This is a genomic window from Amycolatopsis sp. NPDC114504 (genome assembly GCF_055633595.1).
This window is the reverse complement of the sequence record NZ_JBVKDU010000002.1, coordinates 547,108-565,296: the sequence shown is the minus strand read 5'-3', so window position 1 is coordinate 565,296 and position 18,189 is coordinate 547,108. Positions and strand designations below refer to the sequence as shown.

The 18,189-nt window shown below is 67.4% G+C and carries 28 protein-coding genes; all 28 read left to right on the top strand.

Annotated features, from left to right (window positions below):
* Positions 1-56: 56 nt before the first annotated feature.
* A complete protein-coding gene (gene fusA / locus ACZ7PG_RS14365) occupies positions 57-2,156 on the top strand; it encodes an elongation factor G (RefSeq protein WP_470239522.1) in 2,100 nt (699 codons plus the stop codon).
* A gap of 129 nt (positions 2,157-2,285) precedes the next feature.
* Positions 2,286-3,479: an elongation factor Tu gene (gene tuf, locus ACZ7PG_RS14360; protein ID WP_155548869.1), complete on the top strand. Its 1,194-nt coding sequence runs from the start codon at positions 2,286-2,288 to the stop codon at positions 3,477-3,479.
* Positions 3,480-3,903: 424 nt separating this feature from the next.
* The gene (rpsJ, locus tag ACZ7PG_RS14355) at positions 3,904-4,209 is read left to right on the top strand and encodes a 30S ribosomal protein S10 (RefSeq protein WP_003102098.1); all 306 of its coding nucleotides are present in this window, start codon (positions 3,904-3,906) and stop codon (positions 4,207-4,209) included.
* A gap of 31 nt (positions 4,210-4,240) precedes the next feature.
* On the top strand, positions 4,241-4,897 hold the full coding sequence (gene rplC, locus ACZ7PG_RS14350) for a 50S ribosomal protein L3 (RefSeq protein WP_470239521.1): 657 nt from the start codon (positions 4,241-4,243) through the stop codon (positions 4,895-4,897).
* Positions 4,894-5,583 (top strand): 50S ribosomal protein L4, encoded by a 690-nt coding sequence (gene rplD / locus ACZ7PG_RS14345; protein ID WP_155548870.1) that lies wholly within the window; start codon positions 4,894-4,896, stop codon positions 5,581-5,583. Before rplC ends, rplD begins: the two co-directional genes overlap by 4 nt.
* Positions 5,580-5,891 (top strand): 50S ribosomal protein L23, encoded by a 312-nt coding sequence (rplW, locus tag ACZ7PG_RS14340; RefSeq protein ID WP_284745387.1) that lies wholly within the window; start codon positions 5,580-5,582, stop codon positions 5,889-5,891. The genes rplD and rplW overlap by 4 nt, the downstream gene beginning before the upstream one ends.
* A 15-nt stretch (positions 5,892-5,906) precedes the next feature.
* A complete protein-coding gene (gene rplB / locus ACZ7PG_RS14335) occupies positions 5,907-6,743 on the top strand; it encodes a 50S ribosomal protein L2 (RefSeq protein ID WP_284745388.1) in 837 nt (278 codons plus the stop codon).
* A gap of 18 nt (positions 6,744-6,761) precedes the next feature.
* Positions 6,762-7,043 carry a 30S ribosomal protein S19 gene (gene rpsS / locus ACZ7PG_RS14330; RefSeq protein WP_026468892.1) on the top strand — a complete coding sequence of 94 codons (282 nt, stop codon included), beginning with the start codon at positions 6,762-6,764 and terminating at the stop codon, positions 7,041-7,043.
* Between the two features lie 29 nt (positions 7,044-7,072).
* The gene (gene rplV / locus ACZ7PG_RS14325) at positions 7,073-7,489 is read left to right on the top strand and encodes a 50S ribosomal protein L22 (protein WP_470239520.1); all 417 of its coding nucleotides are present in this window, start codon (positions 7,073-7,075) and stop codon (positions 7,487-7,489) included.
* Positions 7,489-8,316: a 30S ribosomal protein S3 gene (gene rpsC / locus ACZ7PG_RS14320; protein ID WP_086842942.1), complete on the top strand. Its 828-nt coding sequence runs from the start codon at positions 7,489-7,491 to the stop codon at positions 8,314-8,316. The genes rplV and rpsC overlap by 1 nt, the downstream gene beginning before the upstream one ends.
* Before the next feature lie 3 nt (positions 8,317-8,319).
* Positions 8,320-8,739, top strand: coding sequence for a 50S ribosomal protein L16 (gene rplP / locus ACZ7PG_RS14315; RefSeq protein WP_004558864.1), 420 nt, complete (start codon positions 8,320-8,322; stop codon positions 8,737-8,739).
* Positions 8,739-8,984, top strand: a complete 246-nt coding sequence (rpmC, locus tag ACZ7PG_RS14310) for a 50S ribosomal protein L29 (protein WP_086675500.1) — start codon at positions 8,739-8,741, stop codon at positions 8,982-8,984. Before rplP ends, rpmC begins: the two co-directional genes overlap by 1 nt.
* The gene (gene rpsQ, locus ACZ7PG_RS14305; protein ID WP_086675499.1) at positions 8,981-9,259 is read left to right on the top strand and encodes a 30S ribosomal protein S17; all 279 of its coding nucleotides are present in this window, start codon (positions 8,981-8,983) and stop codon (positions 9,257-9,259) included. Before rpmC ends, rpsQ begins: the two co-directional genes overlap by 4 nt.
* Positions 9,260-9,337: 78 nt before the next feature.
* On the top strand, positions 9,338-9,706 hold the full coding sequence (gene rplN / locus ACZ7PG_RS14300; RefSeq protein ID WP_004558867.1) for a 50S ribosomal protein L14: 369 nt from the start codon (positions 9,338-9,340) through the stop codon (positions 9,704-9,706).
* Positions 9,706-10,020, top strand: a complete 315-nt coding sequence (rplX, locus tag ACZ7PG_RS14295; protein ID WP_086675498.1) for a 50S ribosomal protein L24 — start codon at positions 9,706-9,708, stop codon at positions 10,018-10,020. The genes rplN and rplX overlap by 1 nt, the downstream gene beginning before the upstream one ends.
* Positions 10,020-10,583 carry a 50S ribosomal protein L5 gene (gene rplE / locus ACZ7PG_RS14290; RefSeq protein ID WP_284745391.1) on the top strand — a complete coding sequence of 188 codons (564 nt, stop codon included), beginning with the start codon at positions 10,020-10,022 and terminating at the stop codon, positions 10,581-10,583. The genes rplX and rplE overlap by 1 nt, the downstream gene beginning before the upstream one ends.
* Positions 10,584-10,587: 4 nt before the next feature.
* Entirely contained in the window at positions 10,588-10,773 is a 186-nt protein-coding gene (locus ACZ7PG_RS14285) for a type Z 30S ribosomal protein S14 (RefSeq protein ID WP_004558870.1), read from the top strand.
* 95 nt (positions 10,774-10,868) lie between these two features.
* A complete protein-coding gene (rpsH, locus tag ACZ7PG_RS14280; protein ID WP_155548873.1) occupies positions 10,869-11,267 on the top strand; it encodes a 30S ribosomal protein S8 in 399 nt (132 codons plus the stop codon).
* Between the two features lie 16 nt (positions 11,268-11,283).
* Complete coding sequence (rplF, locus tag ACZ7PG_RS14275; protein WP_470239519.1) at positions 11,284-11,823, top strand: 50S ribosomal protein L6; 540 nt, start codon at positions 11,284-11,286, stop codon at positions 11,821-11,823.
* 2 nt (positions 11,824-11,825) lie between these two features.
* Positions 11,826-12,224: a 50S ribosomal protein L18 gene (gene rplR / locus ACZ7PG_RS14270; RefSeq protein ID WP_470239518.1), complete on the top strand. Its 399-nt coding sequence runs from the start codon at positions 11,826-11,828 to the stop codon at positions 12,222-12,224.
* A 34-nt stretch (positions 12,225-12,258) separates the two neighbouring features.
* Positions 12,259-12,906: a 30S ribosomal protein S5 gene (gene rpsE, locus ACZ7PG_RS14265; protein WP_470239517.1), complete on the top strand. Its 648-nt coding sequence runs from the start codon at positions 12,259-12,261 to the stop codon at positions 12,904-12,906.
* 1 nt (position 12,907) lies between these two features.
* Positions 12,908-13,093, top strand: coding sequence for a 50S ribosomal protein L30 (gene rpmD, locus ACZ7PG_RS14260; protein WP_470239516.1), 186 nt, complete (start codon positions 12,908-12,910; stop codon positions 13,091-13,093).
* Positions 13,090-13,536, top strand: coding sequence for a 50S ribosomal protein L15 (gene rplO, locus ACZ7PG_RS14255; RefSeq protein ID WP_470239515.1), 447 nt, complete (start codon positions 13,090-13,092; stop codon positions 13,534-13,536). The genes rpmD and rplO overlap by 4 nt, the downstream gene beginning before the upstream one ends.
* A 99-nt stretch (positions 13,537-13,635) precedes the next feature.
* Positions 13,636-14,244 (top strand): hypothetical protein, encoded by a 609-nt coding sequence (locus ACZ7PG_RS14250; protein WP_470239514.1) that lies wholly within the window; start codon positions 13,636-13,638, stop codon positions 14,242-14,244.
* A 48-nt stretch (positions 14,245-14,292) separates the two neighbouring features.
* Complete coding sequence (locus tag ACZ7PG_RS14245; RefSeq protein WP_470239513.1) at positions 14,293-15,360, top strand: hypothetical protein; 1,068 nt, start codon at positions 14,293-14,295, stop codon at positions 15,358-15,360.
* A gap of 31 nt (positions 15,361-15,391) precedes the next feature.
* Positions 15,392-16,024: a LysE family translocator gene (locus ACZ7PG_RS14240; RefSeq protein ID WP_470239512.1), complete on the top strand. Its 633-nt coding sequence runs from the start codon at positions 15,392-15,394 to the stop codon at positions 16,022-16,024.
* 266 nt (positions 16,025-16,290) lie between these two features.
* Positions 16,291-17,598, top strand: coding sequence for a preprotein translocase subunit SecY (gene secY, locus ACZ7PG_RS14235; RefSeq protein WP_470239511.1), 1,308 nt, complete (start codon positions 16,291-16,293; stop codon positions 17,596-17,598).
* Positions 17,595-18,149: an adenylate kinase gene (locus ACZ7PG_RS14230; protein WP_470239510.1), complete on the top strand. Its 555-nt coding sequence runs from the start codon at positions 17,595-17,597 to the stop codon at positions 18,147-18,149. Before secY ends, ACZ7PG_RS14230 begins: the two co-directional genes overlap by 4 nt.
* The last annotated feature ends 40 nt before the right edge of the window (positions 18,150-18,189 follow it).

Below are 18,189 nucleotides of genomic sequence, written 5' to 3'. Positions count from 1 at the left end.
CCGGCTGTCGACCAAGCCATGCCGGGCCCCAAGCTTGAGAACAGGGGAACACTCTCGTGGCACGTGACGTGCTGACCGACCTGACGCAGGTCCGCAACATCGGCATCATGGCCCACATCGACGCCGGCAAGACCACCACCACCGAGCGGATCCTGTTCTACACCGGGGTCAACTACAAGATCGGTGAAGTCCACGACGGCGCCGCCACCATGGACTGGATGGAGGAGGAGCAGAAGCGGGGTATCACCATCACCTCGGCTGCGACCACCACCTTCTGGGACGACCACCAGATCAACATCATCGACACCCCCGGGCACGTCGACTTCACCGTCGAGGTGGAGCGGAACCTGCGGGTGCTCGACGGTGCGGTCGCCGTCTTCGACGGCAAGGAAGGCGTCGAGCCGCAGTCCGAGCAGGTCTGGCGGCAGGCGGACAAGTACGACGTCCCGCGCATCTGCTTCGTCAACAAGATGGACAAGCTGGGTGCGGACTTCTACTACACCGTGAAGACCATCGTGGAGCGCCTCGGCGTCCGCCCGCTGGTCATCCAGCTCCCGATCGGCGCCGAGAACGACTTCGAAGGCGTCGTCGACCTGGTCCGCATGAAGGCGCTGACCTGGCGCGGCGAGGTCCAGAAGGGCGAGGACTACTCCGTCGAGGAGATCCCGGCCGACCTGGCCGAGCTGGCCGCGGAGTACCGCGAGAAGCTCATCGAGACCGTCTCCGAAGCGGACGACACGCTGATGGAGAAGTTCCTCGAGGGCGAGGAGCTGACGGAGGCCGAGATCAAGTCCGGCATCCGGAAGCTCACGATCACCCGTGAGGTCTTCCCGGTCCTGGCCGGTTCCGCGTTCAAGAACAAGGGCGTCCAGCCCATGCTCGACGCGGTCATCGACTACCTGCCGTCGCCGCTGGACATGCCGGCGGTCGAGGGCACGCTGACCGACGGGGAGACCCCGGCCACGCGTACCGCTTCGGTCGACGAGCCGTTCGCCGCGCTCGCCTTCAAGATCGCCGCGCACCCGTTCTTCGGCAAGCTGACCTACATCCGGGTGTACTCGGGCAAGGTCGCCGCCGGCGCTCAGGTCATCAACGCGACCAAGGAGCGCAAGGAGCGCATCGGGAAGATCTTCCAGATGCACTCCAACAAGGAGAACCCGGTCAACGACGCCCAGGTCGGCCACATCTACGCGGTCATCGGGCTGAAGGACACCACCACGGGCGACACCTTGGCGGACCCGCAGAACCCGATCGTGCTCGAGTCGATGACGTTCCCCGAGCCGGTCATCCGGGTCGCGATCGAGCCGAAGACGAAGGCCGACCAGGAGAAGCTGTCCCTGGCGATCCAGAAGCTGGCCGAAGAGGACCCGACGTTCCAGGTCAAGCTGGACGAGGACACCGGCCAGACGATCATCGCGGGTATGGGTGAGCTGCACCTCGAGGTGCTGGTGAACCGGATGAAGTCCGACTACAAGGTCGAGGCGAACATCGGTAAGCCGCAGGTCGCCTACCGCGAGACGATCAAGAAGACGGTCGAGAAGCTCGACTACGTCCACAAGAAGCAGACCGGTGGTTCCGGCCAGTTCGCGAAGGTCATCGTGAAGCTGGAGCCGCTCGAGCGCACCGATGGCGCGCTCTACGAGTTCGACAACAAGGTGACCGGTGGTCGCGTGCCGCGGGAGTACATCCCGTCGGTCGACGCGGGCGCGCAGGACGCGATGCAGTACGGCGTCCTGGCCGGCTACCCGCTCGTCGGGTTGAAGTTCACCCTGTTGGACGGTGCTTACCACGAGGTCGACTCTTCGGAGATGGCGTTCAAGATCGCCGGTTCCATGGCGATGAAGGAAGCCGCGAAGAAGGCTCACCCGGTGATCCTGGAGCCGATGATGGCGGTCGAGGTGACCACGCCCGAGGACTACATGGGTGACGTCATCGGTGACCTCAACTCCCGCCGTGGTCAGATCCAGGCCATGGAGGAGCGGTCGGGTACCCGCGTCGTGAAGGCGCTGGTCCCGCTGTCGGAGATGTTCGGCTACGTCGGTGACCTCCGGTCCCGCACGCAGGGCCGGGCGAACTACTCCATGGTGTTCGACTCCTACGCCGAGGTTCCCGCGAACGTCGCGAAGGAAATCATCGCGAAGGCGACGGGGGAGTAACTCCCCCACCGCGCGCGGGCATTAAGGGACTCTCCTGAACGTCCGCAGCACCGACGAAGGAACATTCGGGGGTCGGCAGCCACGCCGGCCCCCGAGCACAAAGCGAAATCAGTCCAGGAGGACATTCCAGTGGCGAAGGCGAAGTTCGAGCGGAGCAAGCCGCACGTCAACATCGGGACCATCGGTCACGTCGACCACGGCAAGACCACGCTGACCGCGGCGATCACCAAGGTTCTGCACGACAAGTACCCGGAGCTCAACGAGTCCCGGGCGTTCGACCAGATCGACAACGCGCCGGAAGAGAAGCAGCGCGGCATCACGATCAACATCTCGCACGTCGAGTACCAGACCGAGAAGCGTCACTACGCCCACGTGGACGCCCCCGGTCACGCGGACTACATCAAGAACATGATCACCGGTGCCGCTCAGATGGACGGCGCGATCCTCGTGGTCGCGGCGACCGACGGCCCGATGCCGCAGACCCGTGAGCACGTGCTGCTCGCCCGCCAGGTCGGCGTGCCCTACATCGTGGTCGCGCTGAACAAGGCCGACATGGTCGACGACGAGGAGATCCTGGAGCTCGTCGAGCTCGAGGTCCGCGAGCTGCTGTCCTCGCAGGAGTTCCCCGGCGACGACGCCCCGGTCGTGCGCGTCTCGGGCCTCAAGGCCCTCGAGGGCGACGAGAAGTGGGCCGAGGCCGTTCTCGAGCTGATGACCGCCGTCGACGACAACGTGCCGGACCCGGTGCGCGAGCTCGACAAGCCGTTCCTCATGCCGATCGAGGACGTCTTCACGATCACCGGTCGCGGCACCGTCGTCACCGGCCGCGTCGAGCGTGGCGTGGTCAACGTGAACGAAGAGGTCGAGATCGTCGGCATCAAGGAGAAGTCGACCAAGACGACTGTCACCGGTGTCGAGATGTTCCGCAAGCTGCTCGACCAGGGCCAGGCGGGCGACAACGTCGGCCTCCTCGTCCGCGGCATCAAGCGCGAGGACGTCGAGCGCGGCCAGGTCGTCGTGAAGCCGGGTACCACCACCCCGCACACCGACTTCGAGGGCCGGGTCTACATCCTGTCGAAGGACGAGGGTGGCCGTCACACCCCGTTCTTCAACAACTACCGCCCGCAGTTCTACTTCCGCACCACCGACGTGACCGGCGTCGTGACCCTCCCCGAGGGCACCGAGATGGTCATGCCGGGCGACAACACCGACATCTCGGTCGCGCTGATCCAGCCGGTCGCGATGGACGTGAACCTGCGCTTCGCCATCCGCGAGGGTGGCCGCACCGTCGGTGCGGGTCAGGTCACCAAGATCATCAAGTGATTTAGGCGCCCCTCCCGGGGGCAATACACCCCCGGGTCAGGGGCGTCAAATCACGTGTGCGACACTATTCAGGTTGCTCGTCCTGGGGCGGCCGATCCCTTCGGGTATTTGACGAACGGGTCCGGCCGCCTCGGTGCGAGTGGCCACGGTCCGCCGAGCTCTTCCTTCGGGTTGCAGGCGAGCGGGCAAAGGCAGTGAGACGACAGCGCTTGCAAAAGCAGAGCCGGCTCATAGCCTCCTCACGTTGAGGAAGACCAGGCAAGACGACGATCCCACGGGATCCGTCTGTGCGTCGGGCGCGACACGCCCGACCGCGTGGACCGGGGACAGGGCCGTTGAACTGCGGAAACTCTGGTCAGGATGGCGACATCCGGACCGGGTTTGTGAGATAGCGGCACGAGACGACAAGGAACGAGCAGCCACCATGGCGGGACAGAAGATCCGCATCCGGCTCAAGGCCTACGACCACGAGGCGATCGACACCTCGGCGCGCAAGATCGTGGAGACGGTCACGCGCACCGGAGCCCGTGTTGTCGGGCCGGTGCCGCTGCCCACCGAGAAGAACGTTTACTGCGTCATCCGCTCGCCGCACAAGTACAAGGACTCGCGCGAGCACTTCGAGATGCGCACGCACAAGCGTCTGATCGACATCCTCGACCCGACGCCGAAGACGGTCGACGCGCTCATGCGCATCGACCTGCCGGCGAGCGTCGACGTCAACATCCAGTAAGCGTTGGGCGAGCGGCGGAGATAAGAGACTCATGTCTGACAGGCAAATGAAGGGCATCCTGGGCACGAAGCTCGGCATGACCCAGGTCTTCGACGAACAGAACCGGGTTGTCCCGGTGACCGTCGTCCAGGCCGGCCCGAACGTGGTGACCCAGGTTCGGACCCAGGACAAAGATGGCTACACGGCCGTGCAGCTGGCGTTCGGCGCGGTCGACCCGCGCAGGGTGAACAAGCCGCGCACCGGCCACTACGACAAGGCGGGCGTGACCCCGCGGCGCTTCCTCGCCGAGCTGCGCACCACCGACGCCGAGACCTATGAGGTCGGCCAGGAGATCACCGCCGAGGTGTTCGCCGCCGGCGTCGAGGTCGACGTCACCGGTACCAGCAAGGGCAAGGGCTACGCCGGTGTCATGAAGCGCCACGGCTTCAAGGGCCAGGGCGCGAGCCACGGTGCCCAGGCCGTGCACCGCCGTCCGGGCTCGATCGGTGGCTGTGCCACCCCGGGCCGCGTTTTCAAGGGCGTGCGCATGGCAGGCCGGATGGGCAGTGACCGGGTCACCACGCAGAACCTGACCGTGCACGCCGTGCGTGCCGAGGACGGCCTGCTGCTGATCAAGGGCGCCGTGCCCGGTCCCAAGGGCGGCCTGCTGTTCGTGCGCAGCGCCGCGAAGGGTGGTAACTCCGAATGACAAGCGTCGAGCTGAAGACCCCGGCCGGTAAAGCCGACGGCACCGTGGACCTCCCCGAGGAGATCTTCGACGTGCAGGCCAATGTCGCGCTGATGCACCAGGTCGTGGTGGCCCAGCAGGCCGCCGCCCGCCAGGGCACGCACGACACGAAGACCCGTGGTGAGGTCTCCGGTGGCGGCAAGAAGCCGTACCGGCAGAAGGGCACCGGCCGTGCCCGCCAGGGTTCGACCCGCGCGCCGCAGTTCGTCGGCGGTGGCGTCGTCCACGGCCCCACGCCGCGCGACTACTCCCAGCGCACCCCGAAGAAGATGAAGGCCGCCGCTCTGCGTGGCGCCCTCTCCGACCGGGCGCGCGCCGGCCAGCTGCACATCGTCACCGAGCTGGTGACCGGTGAGAAGCCGTCCACCAAGGCCGCCAAGGCCGTGCTCGCCGCGGTGACGCAGGCGAAGCGCGTGCTCGTGGTGCTGCACCGGGACGACGAGTACAGCTGGGTTTCCCTGCGGAACCTGCCCGAGGTGCACCTGCTCTGGGCCGACCAGCTCAACACCTACGACGTGCTGGTCAACGACGACGTCGTGTTCACCAAGGCCGCGTACGACGTGTTCGTCGCCGGCCCCGCCCGCGGCAAGACCGTCAAGGCTTCCGCGCGGTCGGGCGAGGTCACGGAAGGGAGTGACGAGAAGTGAGTTCGGTCGCCATTCCGGACCCCCGCGACATCCTGCTCGCGCCGGTCATCTCCGAGAAGTCCTACGGGCTGCTCGAGGACCACAAGTACACGTTCATCGTCCGCCCGGACGCCAACAAGACCCAGGTCAAGATCGCGGTCGAGAAGGTGTTCGGCGTCAAGGTGGTCAGTGTCAACACGGCCAACCGCAAGGGCAAGCGTAAGCGGACTCGCGCCGGCTTCGGCAAGCGCAAGGACACCAAGCGCGCCATCGTGACTCTTTCGCCTGAAAGCAAGGCGATTGAGATCTTCGGCGGACCCACCGCGTAAAGGACTGAGCTGACAATGGGCATCCGCAAGTACAAGCCGACGACCCCCGGTCGTCGCGGTTCGAGCGTCTCGGACTTCGCCGAGATCACTCGCTCCACCCCGGAGAAGTCGCTGCTGCGTCCGCTGAGCGGCACCGGCGGTCGTAACTCGTCCGGCAAGATCACCACCCGGCACAAGGGTGGCGGCCACAAGCGCGCGTACCGGCTGATCGACTTCCGCCGGAACGACAAGGACGGCGTTCCCGCCAAGGTCGCGCACATCGAGTACGACCCCAACCGGTCCGCTCGAATCGCGCTGCTGCACTACGCCGACGGCGAGAAGCGCTACATCATCGCGCCGGAGAAGCTCAAGCAGGGTGACACGGTTGAGAACGGCCCCCGCGCCGACATCAAGCCGGGCAACAACCTGCCGCTGCGCAACATCCCGGTCGGCACCGTGATCCACGCGATCGAGCTCCGCCCCGGCGGCGGCGCGAAGATGGCGCGGTCCGCGGGCGCGAAGGTGCAGCTCGTCGCCAAGGACGGTCCGTACGCCCAGCTGCGTCTCCCCTCGGGTGAGATCCGCAACGTGGACGTGCGCAACCGCGCCACCATCGGCGAGGTCGGCAACTCCGAGCACGCGAACATCAACTGGGGCAAGGCCGGCCGCAACCGCTGGCGCGGCAAGCGCCCCACGGTCCGTGGTGTCGTCATGAACCCGGTCGACCACCCGCACGGTGGTGGTGAGGGTAAGACCTCCGGTGGTCGCCACCCGGTCAACCCGAACGGTAAGCCCGAGGGTCGCACGCGCCGGCGCAAGCCGAGCGACGCCCTCATCGTCCGCCGCCGGCGTACCGGCAAGAACAAGCGCTGAGCAGGGAGGTAGAAGAACATGCCACGTAGCCTCAAGAAGGGCCCCTTCGTGGACGACCACCTGCTCAAGAAGGTGGACGTGCTCAACGAATCGGGCAAGAAGACCGTGATCAAGACTTGGTCGCGCCGCTCGACGATCATCCCGGACTTCCTGGGTCACACGATCGCCGTGCACGACGGCCGCAAGCACGTCCCGGTGTTCGTCACCGAGGCCATGGTGGGTCACAAGCTGGGCGAGTTCGCCCCGACGCGGACCTTCAAGGGTCACATCAAGGACGACCGCAAGTCGCGCCGCCGCTGAGCGGGCACGAAACAAGACAGGAAGTAGCGATGAACGCCCAGAACGACGCGACGGTCGAGGCCTTGCCTACGGCTTACGCGCGGGCTCGCTTCGTCCGGGACTCGCCGACCAAGGTGCGCCGGGTGATCGAGCTCATCAAGGGACGTAGCGCCGCCGACGCCTTGGCCGTGCTCCGGTTCGCCCCGCAGGCGGCCAGCGAGCCGGTCGCGAAGGTGCTCGCCAGCGCCGTGGCCAACGCCGAGAACAACCTTCAGCTGGACCCGGACACCCTCTGGGTCAAGAACGCGTACGCCGACGAGGGCCCGACCCTCAAGCGGATCCGCCCGCGGGCCCAGGGCCGTGCGTACCGGATCCGCAAGCGGACCAGCCACATCACCGTCGAGGTGGAGTCGCGTCCGGCCGTCGCGCCGAAGGCTCAGAGCAAGAAGAAGGCAGGTGGCCGGTAGTGGGCCAGAAGATCAACCCGCACGGTTTCCGCCTGGGTATCACCACGGACTGGAAGTCGCGCTGGTACGCCGACAAGCAGTACGCCGAGTACGTGGCCGAGGACGTCAAGATCCGCAAGCTGCTGGCGACGGGCATGGAGCGCGCCGGCATCTCCAAGGTCGAGATCGAGCGCACCCGTGACCGCGTCCGCGTCGACATCCACACCGCCCGGCCGGGCATCGTCATCGGCCGCCGCGGCGCGGAGGCCGACCGGATCCGTGGCGCGCTGGAGAAGCTGACCAAGAAGCAGGTCCAGCTGAACATCCTCGAGGTCAAGAACCCCGAGGCCGACGCCCAGCTGGTCGCCCAGGCGGTCGCGGAGCAGCTTTCCAACCGTGTGGCGTTCCGCCGCGCGATGCGGAAGGCGATCCAGACCTCCATGCGCTCGCCGCAGGTCAAGGGCATCCGCGTGCAGTGCGGCGGTCGTCTCGGCGGTGCCGAGATGTCCCGCTCCGAGCACTACCGCGATGGCCGCGTCCCGCTGCACACGCTGCGCGCCGACATCGACTACGGCTTCTTCGAGGCCAAGACGACGTTCGGTCGCATCGGCGTCAAGGTGTGGATCTACAAGGGTGAGCTCGTCGGTGGCCTGAAGGCTCGCGAGGCCCGCGACGCCGCCGAGCGCGCGCCGCGTCGCGACCGCGACCGCAGCGACCGGCCGTCCCGTCCGCGTCGTTCCGGCGCCTCGGGCACGACCGCCACCTCGACCGAAGCCGGCCGCGCCGCCGCTGCCGCCACGACCGAGGCGGCCCCGGCCACCGAGACCGCAGAAAAGACGGAGGGCTGAGACGTGCTCATCCCGCGCAGGGTCAAGCACCGGAAGCAGCACTCCCCGAAGCGCCACGGCGCCGCCAAGGGTGGCACGAAGGTCAGCTTCGGCGAGTACGGCATCCAGGCGCTTGAGCACAGCTACGTGACGAACCGGCAGATCGAGTCCGCTCGTATCGCCATGACGCGTCACATCAAGCGTGGCGGCAAGGTGTGGACGACCATCTACCCGGACCGCCCGCTGACGAAGAAGCCGGCCGAAACCCGCATGGGTTCCGGTAAGGGTTCGCCCGAGTGGTGGATCGCCAACGTGAAGCCGGGCCGCGTGATGTTCGAGATCTCGTTCCCGAACGAGGAGACCGCCCGTGAGGCCCTCCGTCGCGCGATCCACAAGCTGCCCATGAAGTGCCGCATCGTGACCCGTGAAGGTGGTGAGTTCTGATGGCGAACGCTGGTGCTCTGGCATCGGAGCTGCGTGAGCTCACCGCGGAAGAGCTCGTCCTGCGTCTGAAGGAATACAAGGAGGAGCTCTTCAACCTCCGCTTCCAGATGGCGACCGGGCAGCTCGACAACAACCGCCGTCTGCGCACCGTCCGCACGGACATCGCGCGGATCTACACGGTCATGCGCGAGCGCGAACTCGGCCTGTCCGTTGCCCCCGACGCCGAGAGTGAAGGTGCCGCATGAGCGAGCCCACCACCGAGACGCCGGCCCGGAACGACCGCAAGGTCCGCGAGGGCTACGTGGTCTCGGACAAGATGAACAAGACGATCGTGGTCGAGCTCGAGGACCGCAAGAAGCACCCCCGTTACTCGAAGGTTCTCCGCAGCACCACCAAGGTCAAGGTGCACGACGAGAACAACGAGGCGGGCGTGGGCGACCGGGTCACCCTGATGGAGACCCGCCCGCTGTCGGCGACGAAGCGGTGGCGCCTGGTGCAGATCGTGGAGAAGGCCAAGTAAGCAGGGCTCTTTCAGAGTTCTTAGTTCCGCAAGGCTCGCTCGTCGGGGCGAGAACCGGCGCGACATACAGGAGTTGACGTGATCCAGCAGGAGTCGCGGCTTCGGGTAGCCGACAACACGGGTGCGAAGGAAATCCTCTGCATCCGCGTTCTCGGTGGCTCTGGGCGGCGCTACGCCGGCATCGGCGACATCATCGTCGCCACCGTGAAGGACGCCATCCCGGCTGCCGGGGTGAAGAAGGGCGATGTCGTCAAGGCTGTCATCGTCCGCACGGTCAAGGAGCGTCGTCGTCCGGACGGTTCCTACATCCGGTTCGACGAGAACGCCGCCGTGCTCATCAAGAACGACAACGAGCCCCGCGGGACCCGCATCTTCGGCCCGGTGGGCCGCGAGCTGCGCGACCGAAAGTTCATGAAGATCATTTCGCTCGCGCCGGAGGTCTTGTGATGAAGGTGAAGAAGGGCGACACGGTCGTCGTCATCGCCGGCAAGGACAAGGGCGCCAAGGGCAAGGTCATCCAGGCTTACCCCGAGCGCGACCGCGTGCTGGTCGAGGGCGTGAACCGGATCAAGAAGCACACGCGGATCACCCAGACCCAGCGCGGCGCGCAGTCCGGTGGCATCGTCACGCAGGAGGCGCCCATCCACGTCTCGAACGTGATGGTCGTCGACTCGGACGGCAAGCCGTCCCGGGTGGGTTACCGCATCGGCGAGGACGGCAAGAAGGTCCGGATCTCGCGCCGGAACGGTAAGGACATCTGATGACCACCGCAGAGAAGGTCGCGCCGCGCCTCAAGGTGCGCTACCGCGAAGAGATCAAGGGCCAGCTGCAGGCGGAGTTCTCCTTCGTCAACGTCCACCAGATCCCGGGCGTCGTGAAGGTCGTCGTGAACATGGGCGTCGGCGACGCCGCCCGCGACAGCAAGCTGATCGAGGGTGCGGTCAAGGACCTCGCCCTGATCACCGGCCAGAAGCCCGAGGTTCGCAAGGCCCGCAAGTCCATCGCGCAGTTCAAGCTGCGCGAGGGTCAGCCGATCGGCGCGCGCGTCACGCTGCGCGGCGACCGCATGTGGGAGTTCCTCGACCGGCTGCTGACCATCGCGCTGCCGCGTATCCGCGACTTCCGCGGGCTTTCGCCCAAGCAGTTCGACGGCCACGGCAACTACACGTTCGGTCTCAACGAGCAGTCGATGTTCCACGAGATCGACCCTGACTCCATCGACCGCCCGCGCGGCATGGACGTCACCGTCGTCACGACCGCCACGAACGACGACGAGGGCCGGGCGCTGCTGCGCAAGCTCGGCTTCCCGTTCAAGGAGAACTGAGCCGATGGCCAAGAAAGCACTGGTCCACAAGGCCGCGAAGAAGCCGAAGTTCGCCGTGCGTGCCTACACCCGCTGCCAGCGGTGCGGCCGGCCGCACGCCGTGTTCCGCAAGTTCGGTCTCTGCCGGATCTGCCTTCGCGAGATGGCGCACGCGGGCGAGCTGCCCGGGGTCCGCAAGTCCAGCTGGTAGAAGCGTTCTTCATCTTTAACTCCCACTTCGCCACAGGCCCCGCCGCCCGCACTCCGGGCGGCGGGGAACCAGGCGAGAAAGGTTGACAGGTCACCATGACGATGACCGACCCGATCGCAGACTTCTTGACCCGTCTGCGTAACGCGAACTCGGCGTACCACGACGAGGTCGTGCTTCCCCACTCGAAGCTCAAGGCGAACATCGCGGAGATCCTCAAGCGCGAGGGTTACATCGCGAGCTACCGCGACGAGCCGGGCGAGAAGCACAAGAACCTGATCGTCGAGCTCAAGTACGGCCCCAACCGTGAGCGGAGCATCGCCGGCCTCCGGCGCGTCTCCAAGCCCGGTCTGCGGGTCTACGCAAAATCGACCGAACTGCCGTCCGTTCTCGGTGGCCTCGGCGTCGCGATCATCTCGACGTCTTCGGGGCTGCAGACGGACCGTCAGGCCAAGCGAAACAGCGTGGGCGGCGAAGTCCTCGCCTACGTCTGGTAAGGAAGGGGGCACAGACATGTCACGCATCGGAAAGCTGCCGGTCGCCGTCCCCTCCGGGGTCGAGGTGACCATCGACGGTCAGCGCATCAGCGTCAAGGGCCCCAAGGGGACCCTGGAGCACACCATCGCCGAGCCGATCACGGTCGAGCGCGACGACGACGGAACACTGCTGGTCAAGCGCCCGGATGACGAGCGCACCAGCAAGGCCCTGCACGGCCTCACCCGCACCCTGGTGAACAACCTGGTCGTCGGTGTGACCGCGGGCTACGAGAAGAAGCTCGAGATCCACGGTGTCGGTTACCGCGTGCAGGCGAAGGGTTCGGACCTCGAGTTCGCCCTCGGCTACTCGCACCCGGTGAAGATCGAGGCTCCGGAGGGCATCACCTTCAAGGTGGAGACCCCGACCCGGTTCTCGGTCTCCGGTATCGACAAGCAGAAGGTCGGCCAGATCTCGGCCGTCATCCGCAAGCTGCGGCGCCCGGACCCCTACAAGGGCAAGGGCCTGCGCTACGAGGGTGAGAAGATCCGCCGCAAGGTCGGAAAGACGGGTAAGTGATCATGAGCGACACGACTACGAAGCGCAAGCCGGTGGGCAAGGACATCTCGACCCGCCGCCGCGTCGCGAAGGCCCGTCGGCACTTCCGGCTCCGCAAGAAGGTTTCGGGCACCGAGCAGCGTCCCCGCCTGGTCGTCAAGCGGTCCTCGCGGCACATCGCCGTGCAGGTCATCGACGACCTCGCCGGCCACACGCTGGCCTCGGCGTCCACCCTCGAGGCGGACCTCCGGTCGTTCGACGGTGACAAGAAGGCCAAGGCCGCCAAGGTCGGGGAACTCGTCGCCGAACGTGCGAAGAACGCCGGGATCACGGCTGTGGTGTTCGACCGTGGGGGCAACGCCTACCACGGCCGCATCGCCGCGCTCGCCGACGCCGCCCGTGAGGCGGGGTTGGAGTTCTGACGATGCAGAAGCTTGTTAACGGAAGGAAAGCCTGATGCCGGGACGTACACGGCAATTCGGCGGCGGACAGGGCGGACCCGGCGGACAGGGCGGCAACGACCGCAATGACCGTCGCGGTGGCGGCCGGGACCGGCGCGACAGCGGCCGTGGCGGGGCCGGCCAGGACAAGACCCCGCACCTCGAGAAGGTCGTGACGATCAACCGCGTCGCCAAGGTCGTCAAGGGTGGTCGTCGCTTCAGCTTCACCGCCCTCGTCGTCGTCGGTGACGGCGACGGTCAGGTCGGCGTCGGCTACGGCAAGGCCAAGGAAGTTCCCGCGGCCATCGCCAAGGGCGTCGAGGAAGCGAAGAAGAACTTCTTCCGCGTCCCGCGCGTCGGCGGCACCATTCCCCACCCGATCCAGGGTGAGGAAGCCGCCGGTGTCGTGCTGCTCCGTCCGGCTTCCGCCGGTACCGGCGTCATCGCCGGTGGCCCGGTGCGCGCCGTGCTGGAGTGCGCGGGTGTCCACGACGTGCTGTCGAAGTCGCTCGGCTCCGACAACGCGATCAACATCGTGCACGCGACCGTGGCGGCCCTGAAGGGTCTGCAGCGTCCCGAAGAGGTCGCGGCCCGCCGCGGTCTCCCGCTCGAGGACGTCGCGCCGGCTCGGATGCTGCGCCAGCGCGCGGGTCAGGGGTCCTGACATGGCTCAGCTCAAGGTCACCCAGGTCAAGAGCAAGATCGGCACGAAGCACGCTCACCGCGAGTCGCTGCGCACCCTCGGGCTGCGCAAGATCCGCCAGAGCGTCGTGCGTGAGGACACCTCCCAGGTTCGCGGCCTGATCCACACCGTCCGCCACCTGGTGGAGGTCGAGGAGGTCCAGTCATGACGGCCATCAAGATCCACCACCTGCGCCCGGCTCCGGGCTCGAAGCGCGAGAAGATGCGCGTCGGCCGTGGTGAGGGTTCGAAGGGCAAGACCGCCGGTCGCGGTACGAAGGGCACCAAGGCCCGGAAGAACGTGCCCGCCGGGTTCGAGGGTGGGCAGATGCCCATCCACATGCGGCTCCCGAAGCTTCGCGGCTTCAAGAACCGCTTCCGCACCGAGTACCAGCCGGTGAACGTGGGCGACATCGCCCGCGTCTTCCCGGACGGTGGCAAGGTCGGTGCCGAGGAGCTCGCCGCCGCGGGTCTCGTCCGCAAGGGCAAGCTCGTCAAGGTGCTCGGCAACGGTGACGTCGACGGCGTCAAGCTCGACGTGACCGCCGACGGTTTCTCCGGCTCCGCCAAGGAGAAACTCGAAGCGGCCGGTGGCTCCGCCACCACCAACTGAGCTGAATCTCGTCCGAAGGCCCGTCTGGTTCGCCAGGCGGGCCTTCGGCGTTCCCAGATTCGCTTGTGGTGGCCCCGGTCCGCCGGAAGGATCGGCGGAATGGCTCCCCCTCGCCGGCCGATCCGCCTCGGCCCCTTCGCGCCGGTGTTCACCGCGCTCGCGTTCACGCTGACGGTCCTGGGAACGTTCCTGCCGTTCTTCCGCACCGAGCAGACGGTGGGGCTGGAGCCGTCCGGGATCGCGCGGACGACGGTGCGGGCCTGGCGGATCGACTTCACGTTCCCGGGCCAGGGGGAGCTCAGCTCGCCATCGGTGCCCTTGGGGCTGCCGCTCCTGCTGGCGAGCGCACTCCTCCTGGTGGCGGGGATCCTCGGCATCCGCCAGTCGGTGACGGGCCACCCGTCCGCGGCCACGCGCCGGACGACGCTGCTGGGAGCGGCGTTCCTGGCGGGAGTGGTGTGCACGATCGCCGTGCACGGCGCCCGCGGGCTGTTCGACGACAGCGCGCCGGAGATGGAGACAACGCCGATGGCCGGCATGTGGATCCTGGCGGCGGCAGTCTTGGCAGCAGCGGTATCGGCGGTGTTGGGCCACCAACGGGTCGCGACGGGCCGCCCGGAGTGGGCGGACCCCGAGGCCGCGTACGCGGACACGACAACGCCACCATCGGGCGTCGCGATCACGGTCCTGCCCCCGGAGGGCGACTGACCGGACAGGTTCCTTGCCGCGCCGCGGATCCGGACGGAGGATCACAGGGTGGACAGACCGTCGCAGAAGCCGCCCGAGCACCCCGACCCGCCATCCGAGGCGGGGGAGTCGCCGCTGAGCTTCCCGGTCGAGGCCCCGAAGCTCGCGGGCGTGGAGCCGGGCGCGGGGGAGCCGCTCAGCTTCCCGGCGGAGGTCGCACCGTCTGTGGGGTCGGGGGAGGCGGCGGACCCGCTGGCGTTCCCGGCGGAAGCGGCGCGGGCGGGTGAGCCGCTGGTCTTCCCGGCTGCGGTGGCACCCGCGGCACCCGCCGATCCGCTCGACTTTCCCGCACCGGCCCTGCCCGCAGCCTCGCAACCCTTCCCAGCCCAAGCCGCGCAGCTGCCGTACCCGGTCGCCGAGCTACCGGGCTCGGTCACCGCCATCCCGGCTCCGGTCCCAACCCCCGTCCCGGCAGCCCCTGACCCCGCACCCACCCCGGCCACCGAAGCCACCACCCCCTCCGGCCTCCTCCGCTTCCTCCCACCGGTCCTCACCGCCGCAGCCGCGCTCATGACCGCCGGGGGCGTCTTCCTCCCTCTCTTCCGGCTGCAGGAGCACGTCACCGTCCGGCAGCGGTTCTTCGAAGCCCAGCTCACCGTCACCCAGACCGCCTGGGGAAGCCGCGTCGACATCCCCGGGCAGGATGCCGTCGACCAAGCTGCCCCGCCCGTCGGTATTCCGCTGGTCCTCGCCGTTCTCGTCCTGGCCGTCGCCGCTTTCACGGCCTTCTCGCGGCCCGGTCGCGGGGTCGGCCGGTGGCTGATCGCCGCGGCGGCGCTCTTCACCGCCGGTGTCGTCAGCACCGTCGGCATGATCGGGCCCGGGTGGGCCGCCATGGCGGACGGCATGGACCTCGAGGTCATCACCGCGGCCGGCATGTGGCTGCTGATCGGGGGCACCCTGCTGGCGGCCGTCGCGGCCGTGCTCGCGTACCTACCCGCCTGGCGGCGCGCCGGCGAAAGCTGGGCCGATCCCACGCTCGCCTACGCCGACACCCCGACCCCGCCCACCGGCGTCGCCATCACGGTGCTTCCCCCGGAAGAGCCCGGACCCGAACAACCAGGACAACCCGGATAACCCGCTCGCCACCGGGGTTACCGTGAGAACCATGACGTGGCTGCTGGTCTTCTTCGGGGCGTCCGTGCTCATCGCGCTTACGCCAGGGGCGAACAACCTGCTCGGTCTCCACCACGGGATGACGCACGGTGTTCGCCGCGGCCTCGCCGGGCTGGGTGGCCGGCTGGCCGCGTTCACCCTGCTGATCACCGCCGTGGCGGCCGGGCTCGGGCAGCTGCTGGCCGCGTCCGAGACCGCGCTCACGATCATCAAGTGGGCCGGTGCCGCCTACCTGCTCTACCTCGGCGTGCGGATCCTGTGGTCGACCTTCCGGCACAAGAACGACGAATCGGGCACCCCCGAAACCAAGGCCGAGCCGGCGACGGCGTGGCGGGTCGCGCGCAAGGAGTTCGGCGTCGCGATCACCAACCCGAAGGCGATCCTCATCTTCACCGCGTTCGTCCCGCAGTTCATCGACGCAGGTCACGGGCCATTTTCGGCCCAGATCGCCCTGCTCGGCGCGGTCTACCTGCTGGCCGAGTTCCTGGCCGGCTCGGTGTACGTCGGGGTCGGCGCCGCGGTGAAGTCGATCGAGCTGACGCGGCGGGCGCGGCGCAACGTCGATCGTGGCACCGGTGTGGTCCTCGTCGGGCTGGCCGGCGTGCTCGCGACGTCGACCGCCTGACCGGATCTTGTGGCCCTGTGTCAAGGATTACGGGCAACCCGGCGATGTGGATCAACCCGCCGGAGCAACCTTGGTACGGAAAACGCACACGCACTGCGGACACGCCCTGTGAAGCTGTTAGAGTCGGCGACACGCTTCGGGACGAGTGTGCCCCGAAGCGTTCCTGGCTTGCGTGCCAGTAGTGCTGTGTGTTCCCGCCGGCCACCCGTGCCGGCCAAGCCGATCGTCGGTTGAGGACGGCCGACGACGCCGAGGAGGTCCCCCGCGTGTTCAGCGCCTTCCGCTCGGCTCTCGCGACGCCGGATCTACGCAAGAAGATCCTGTTCACGCTAGCCATCGTCGCGGTCTACCGAATCGGTGCGACCATTCCGGCACCCGGGATCTCATACGGGGCGGTACAGGCCTGTAGCTCCCAGGCGCAGCAGGAAGGCGTCTACCAGCTGCTGAACCTGTTCAGCGGCGGTGCGCTGCTGCAGCTGTCGCTCTTCTCGACCGGCATCATGCCGTACATCACGGCGAGCATCATCATCCAGCTGCTGACCGTGGTCATCCCGCGGTTCGAGGAGCTGAAGAAGGAAGGCCAGTCCGGCCAGGGCAAGCTGACCCAGTACACCCGGTACCTGACGGTCGCGCTGGCGATCCTGCAGGCCACCGGCGTGGTCGCGCTCGCGGACCGCAAGCAGCTCTTCCCGGACTGCGACCAGCCGATCATCCCGGACAACAGCGTCTACTCGCTCGCCATCATCGTCATCACCATGACCGCGGGCACCGCCGTCATGATGTGGCTGGGTGAGCTGATCACCGAGCGCGGCGTCGGCAACGGCATGTCCGTCCTGATCTTCCTGAACATCGCCGCGCGCATCCCGGTCGAGGGCGGCAACATCCTCAGCAACGGCGGTGGCGTCGCGCTGACGATGATCTGCGTCTTCGGCCTCGTGATCATCGCGAGCGTCATCTTCGTCGAGCAGGGGCAGCGCCGGATCCCGGTGCAGTACGCCAAGCGCATGATCGGCCGCCGGATGTACGGCGGCACGTCGACCTACCTGCCGATCAAGGTGAACCAGGCCGGCGTCATCCCGGTCATCTTCGCGTCGTCCCTGCTGTACCTGCCGGACCTGATCAGCCGCCTCGTCGGCGACCAGAACGCCAACTCCGGCTGGCAGGTCTTCATCAAGAACTACATCGTGAACCAGTCCAGCTGGGTGCACATCGCGCTGTACTTCGCGCTGATCATCTTCTTCACGTACTTCTACATCACGATCACGTTCAACGTGGACGAGCGCGCGGACGAGATGAAGAAGTTCGGTGGCTTCATCCCGGGCATCCGCCCGGGCCGTCCCACCGCGGAGTACCTGAGCTTCGTGCTCGGCCGGATCACCCTTCCGGGTTCGCTGTACCTGGGCATCATCGCGATTCTTCCGAACTTCTTCCTGTCGGTGACCGGTAGCGGGAACAACCAGAACTTCCCGTTCGGTGGCACGGCTGTGCTGATCATGGTCGGTGTCGGGCTCGACACCGTGAAGCAGATCGAAAGCCAGCTGATGCAGCGCAACTACGAAGGGTTCTTGAAGTGACGCGGCTGGTTCTCGTCGGTCCGCCAGGCGCGGGCAAAGGTACGCAGGCGGAGGCTCTGTCGGAGCAGCTGCGCATCCCGCACATCTCCACGGGTGAACTGTTCCGCGCGCACGTCGGCCAGGAGACCCCGCTGGGTCAGGAAGCCAAGCGCTACATGGACTCGGGCGAGCTCGTGCCCGACTCGGTGACGAACGAAATGGTCCGCGAGCGGCTGGCGGAGCCGGACGCGAAGGTCGGCTTCCTGCTCGACGGCTTCCCCCGCAACACCAAGCAGGCCGAGGTGCTCGGCGAGATCCTCGGCGACGCCGACGTCTCGCTCGACGCCGTGATCCAGCTGCAGGTGCCGGAGGACGTCGTGGTCGCGCGGCTCATGTCGCGCGGCCGCGCGGACGACACCGAAGAGGTCATCCGCCGCCGTCAGCAGATCTACGTGTCCGAGACCGCGCCGCTGCTGGAGTACTACGCCGGCATCCTGGTGACCGTCGACGGCGTCGGCAGTGTCGAGGAGATCTCCGGCCGGGTGCTGAAAGCGCTGCGCGACCGCACGTGAATCTCGGAGGATTGCGTGTTCTGCAAGTGCTCCGGCGTGG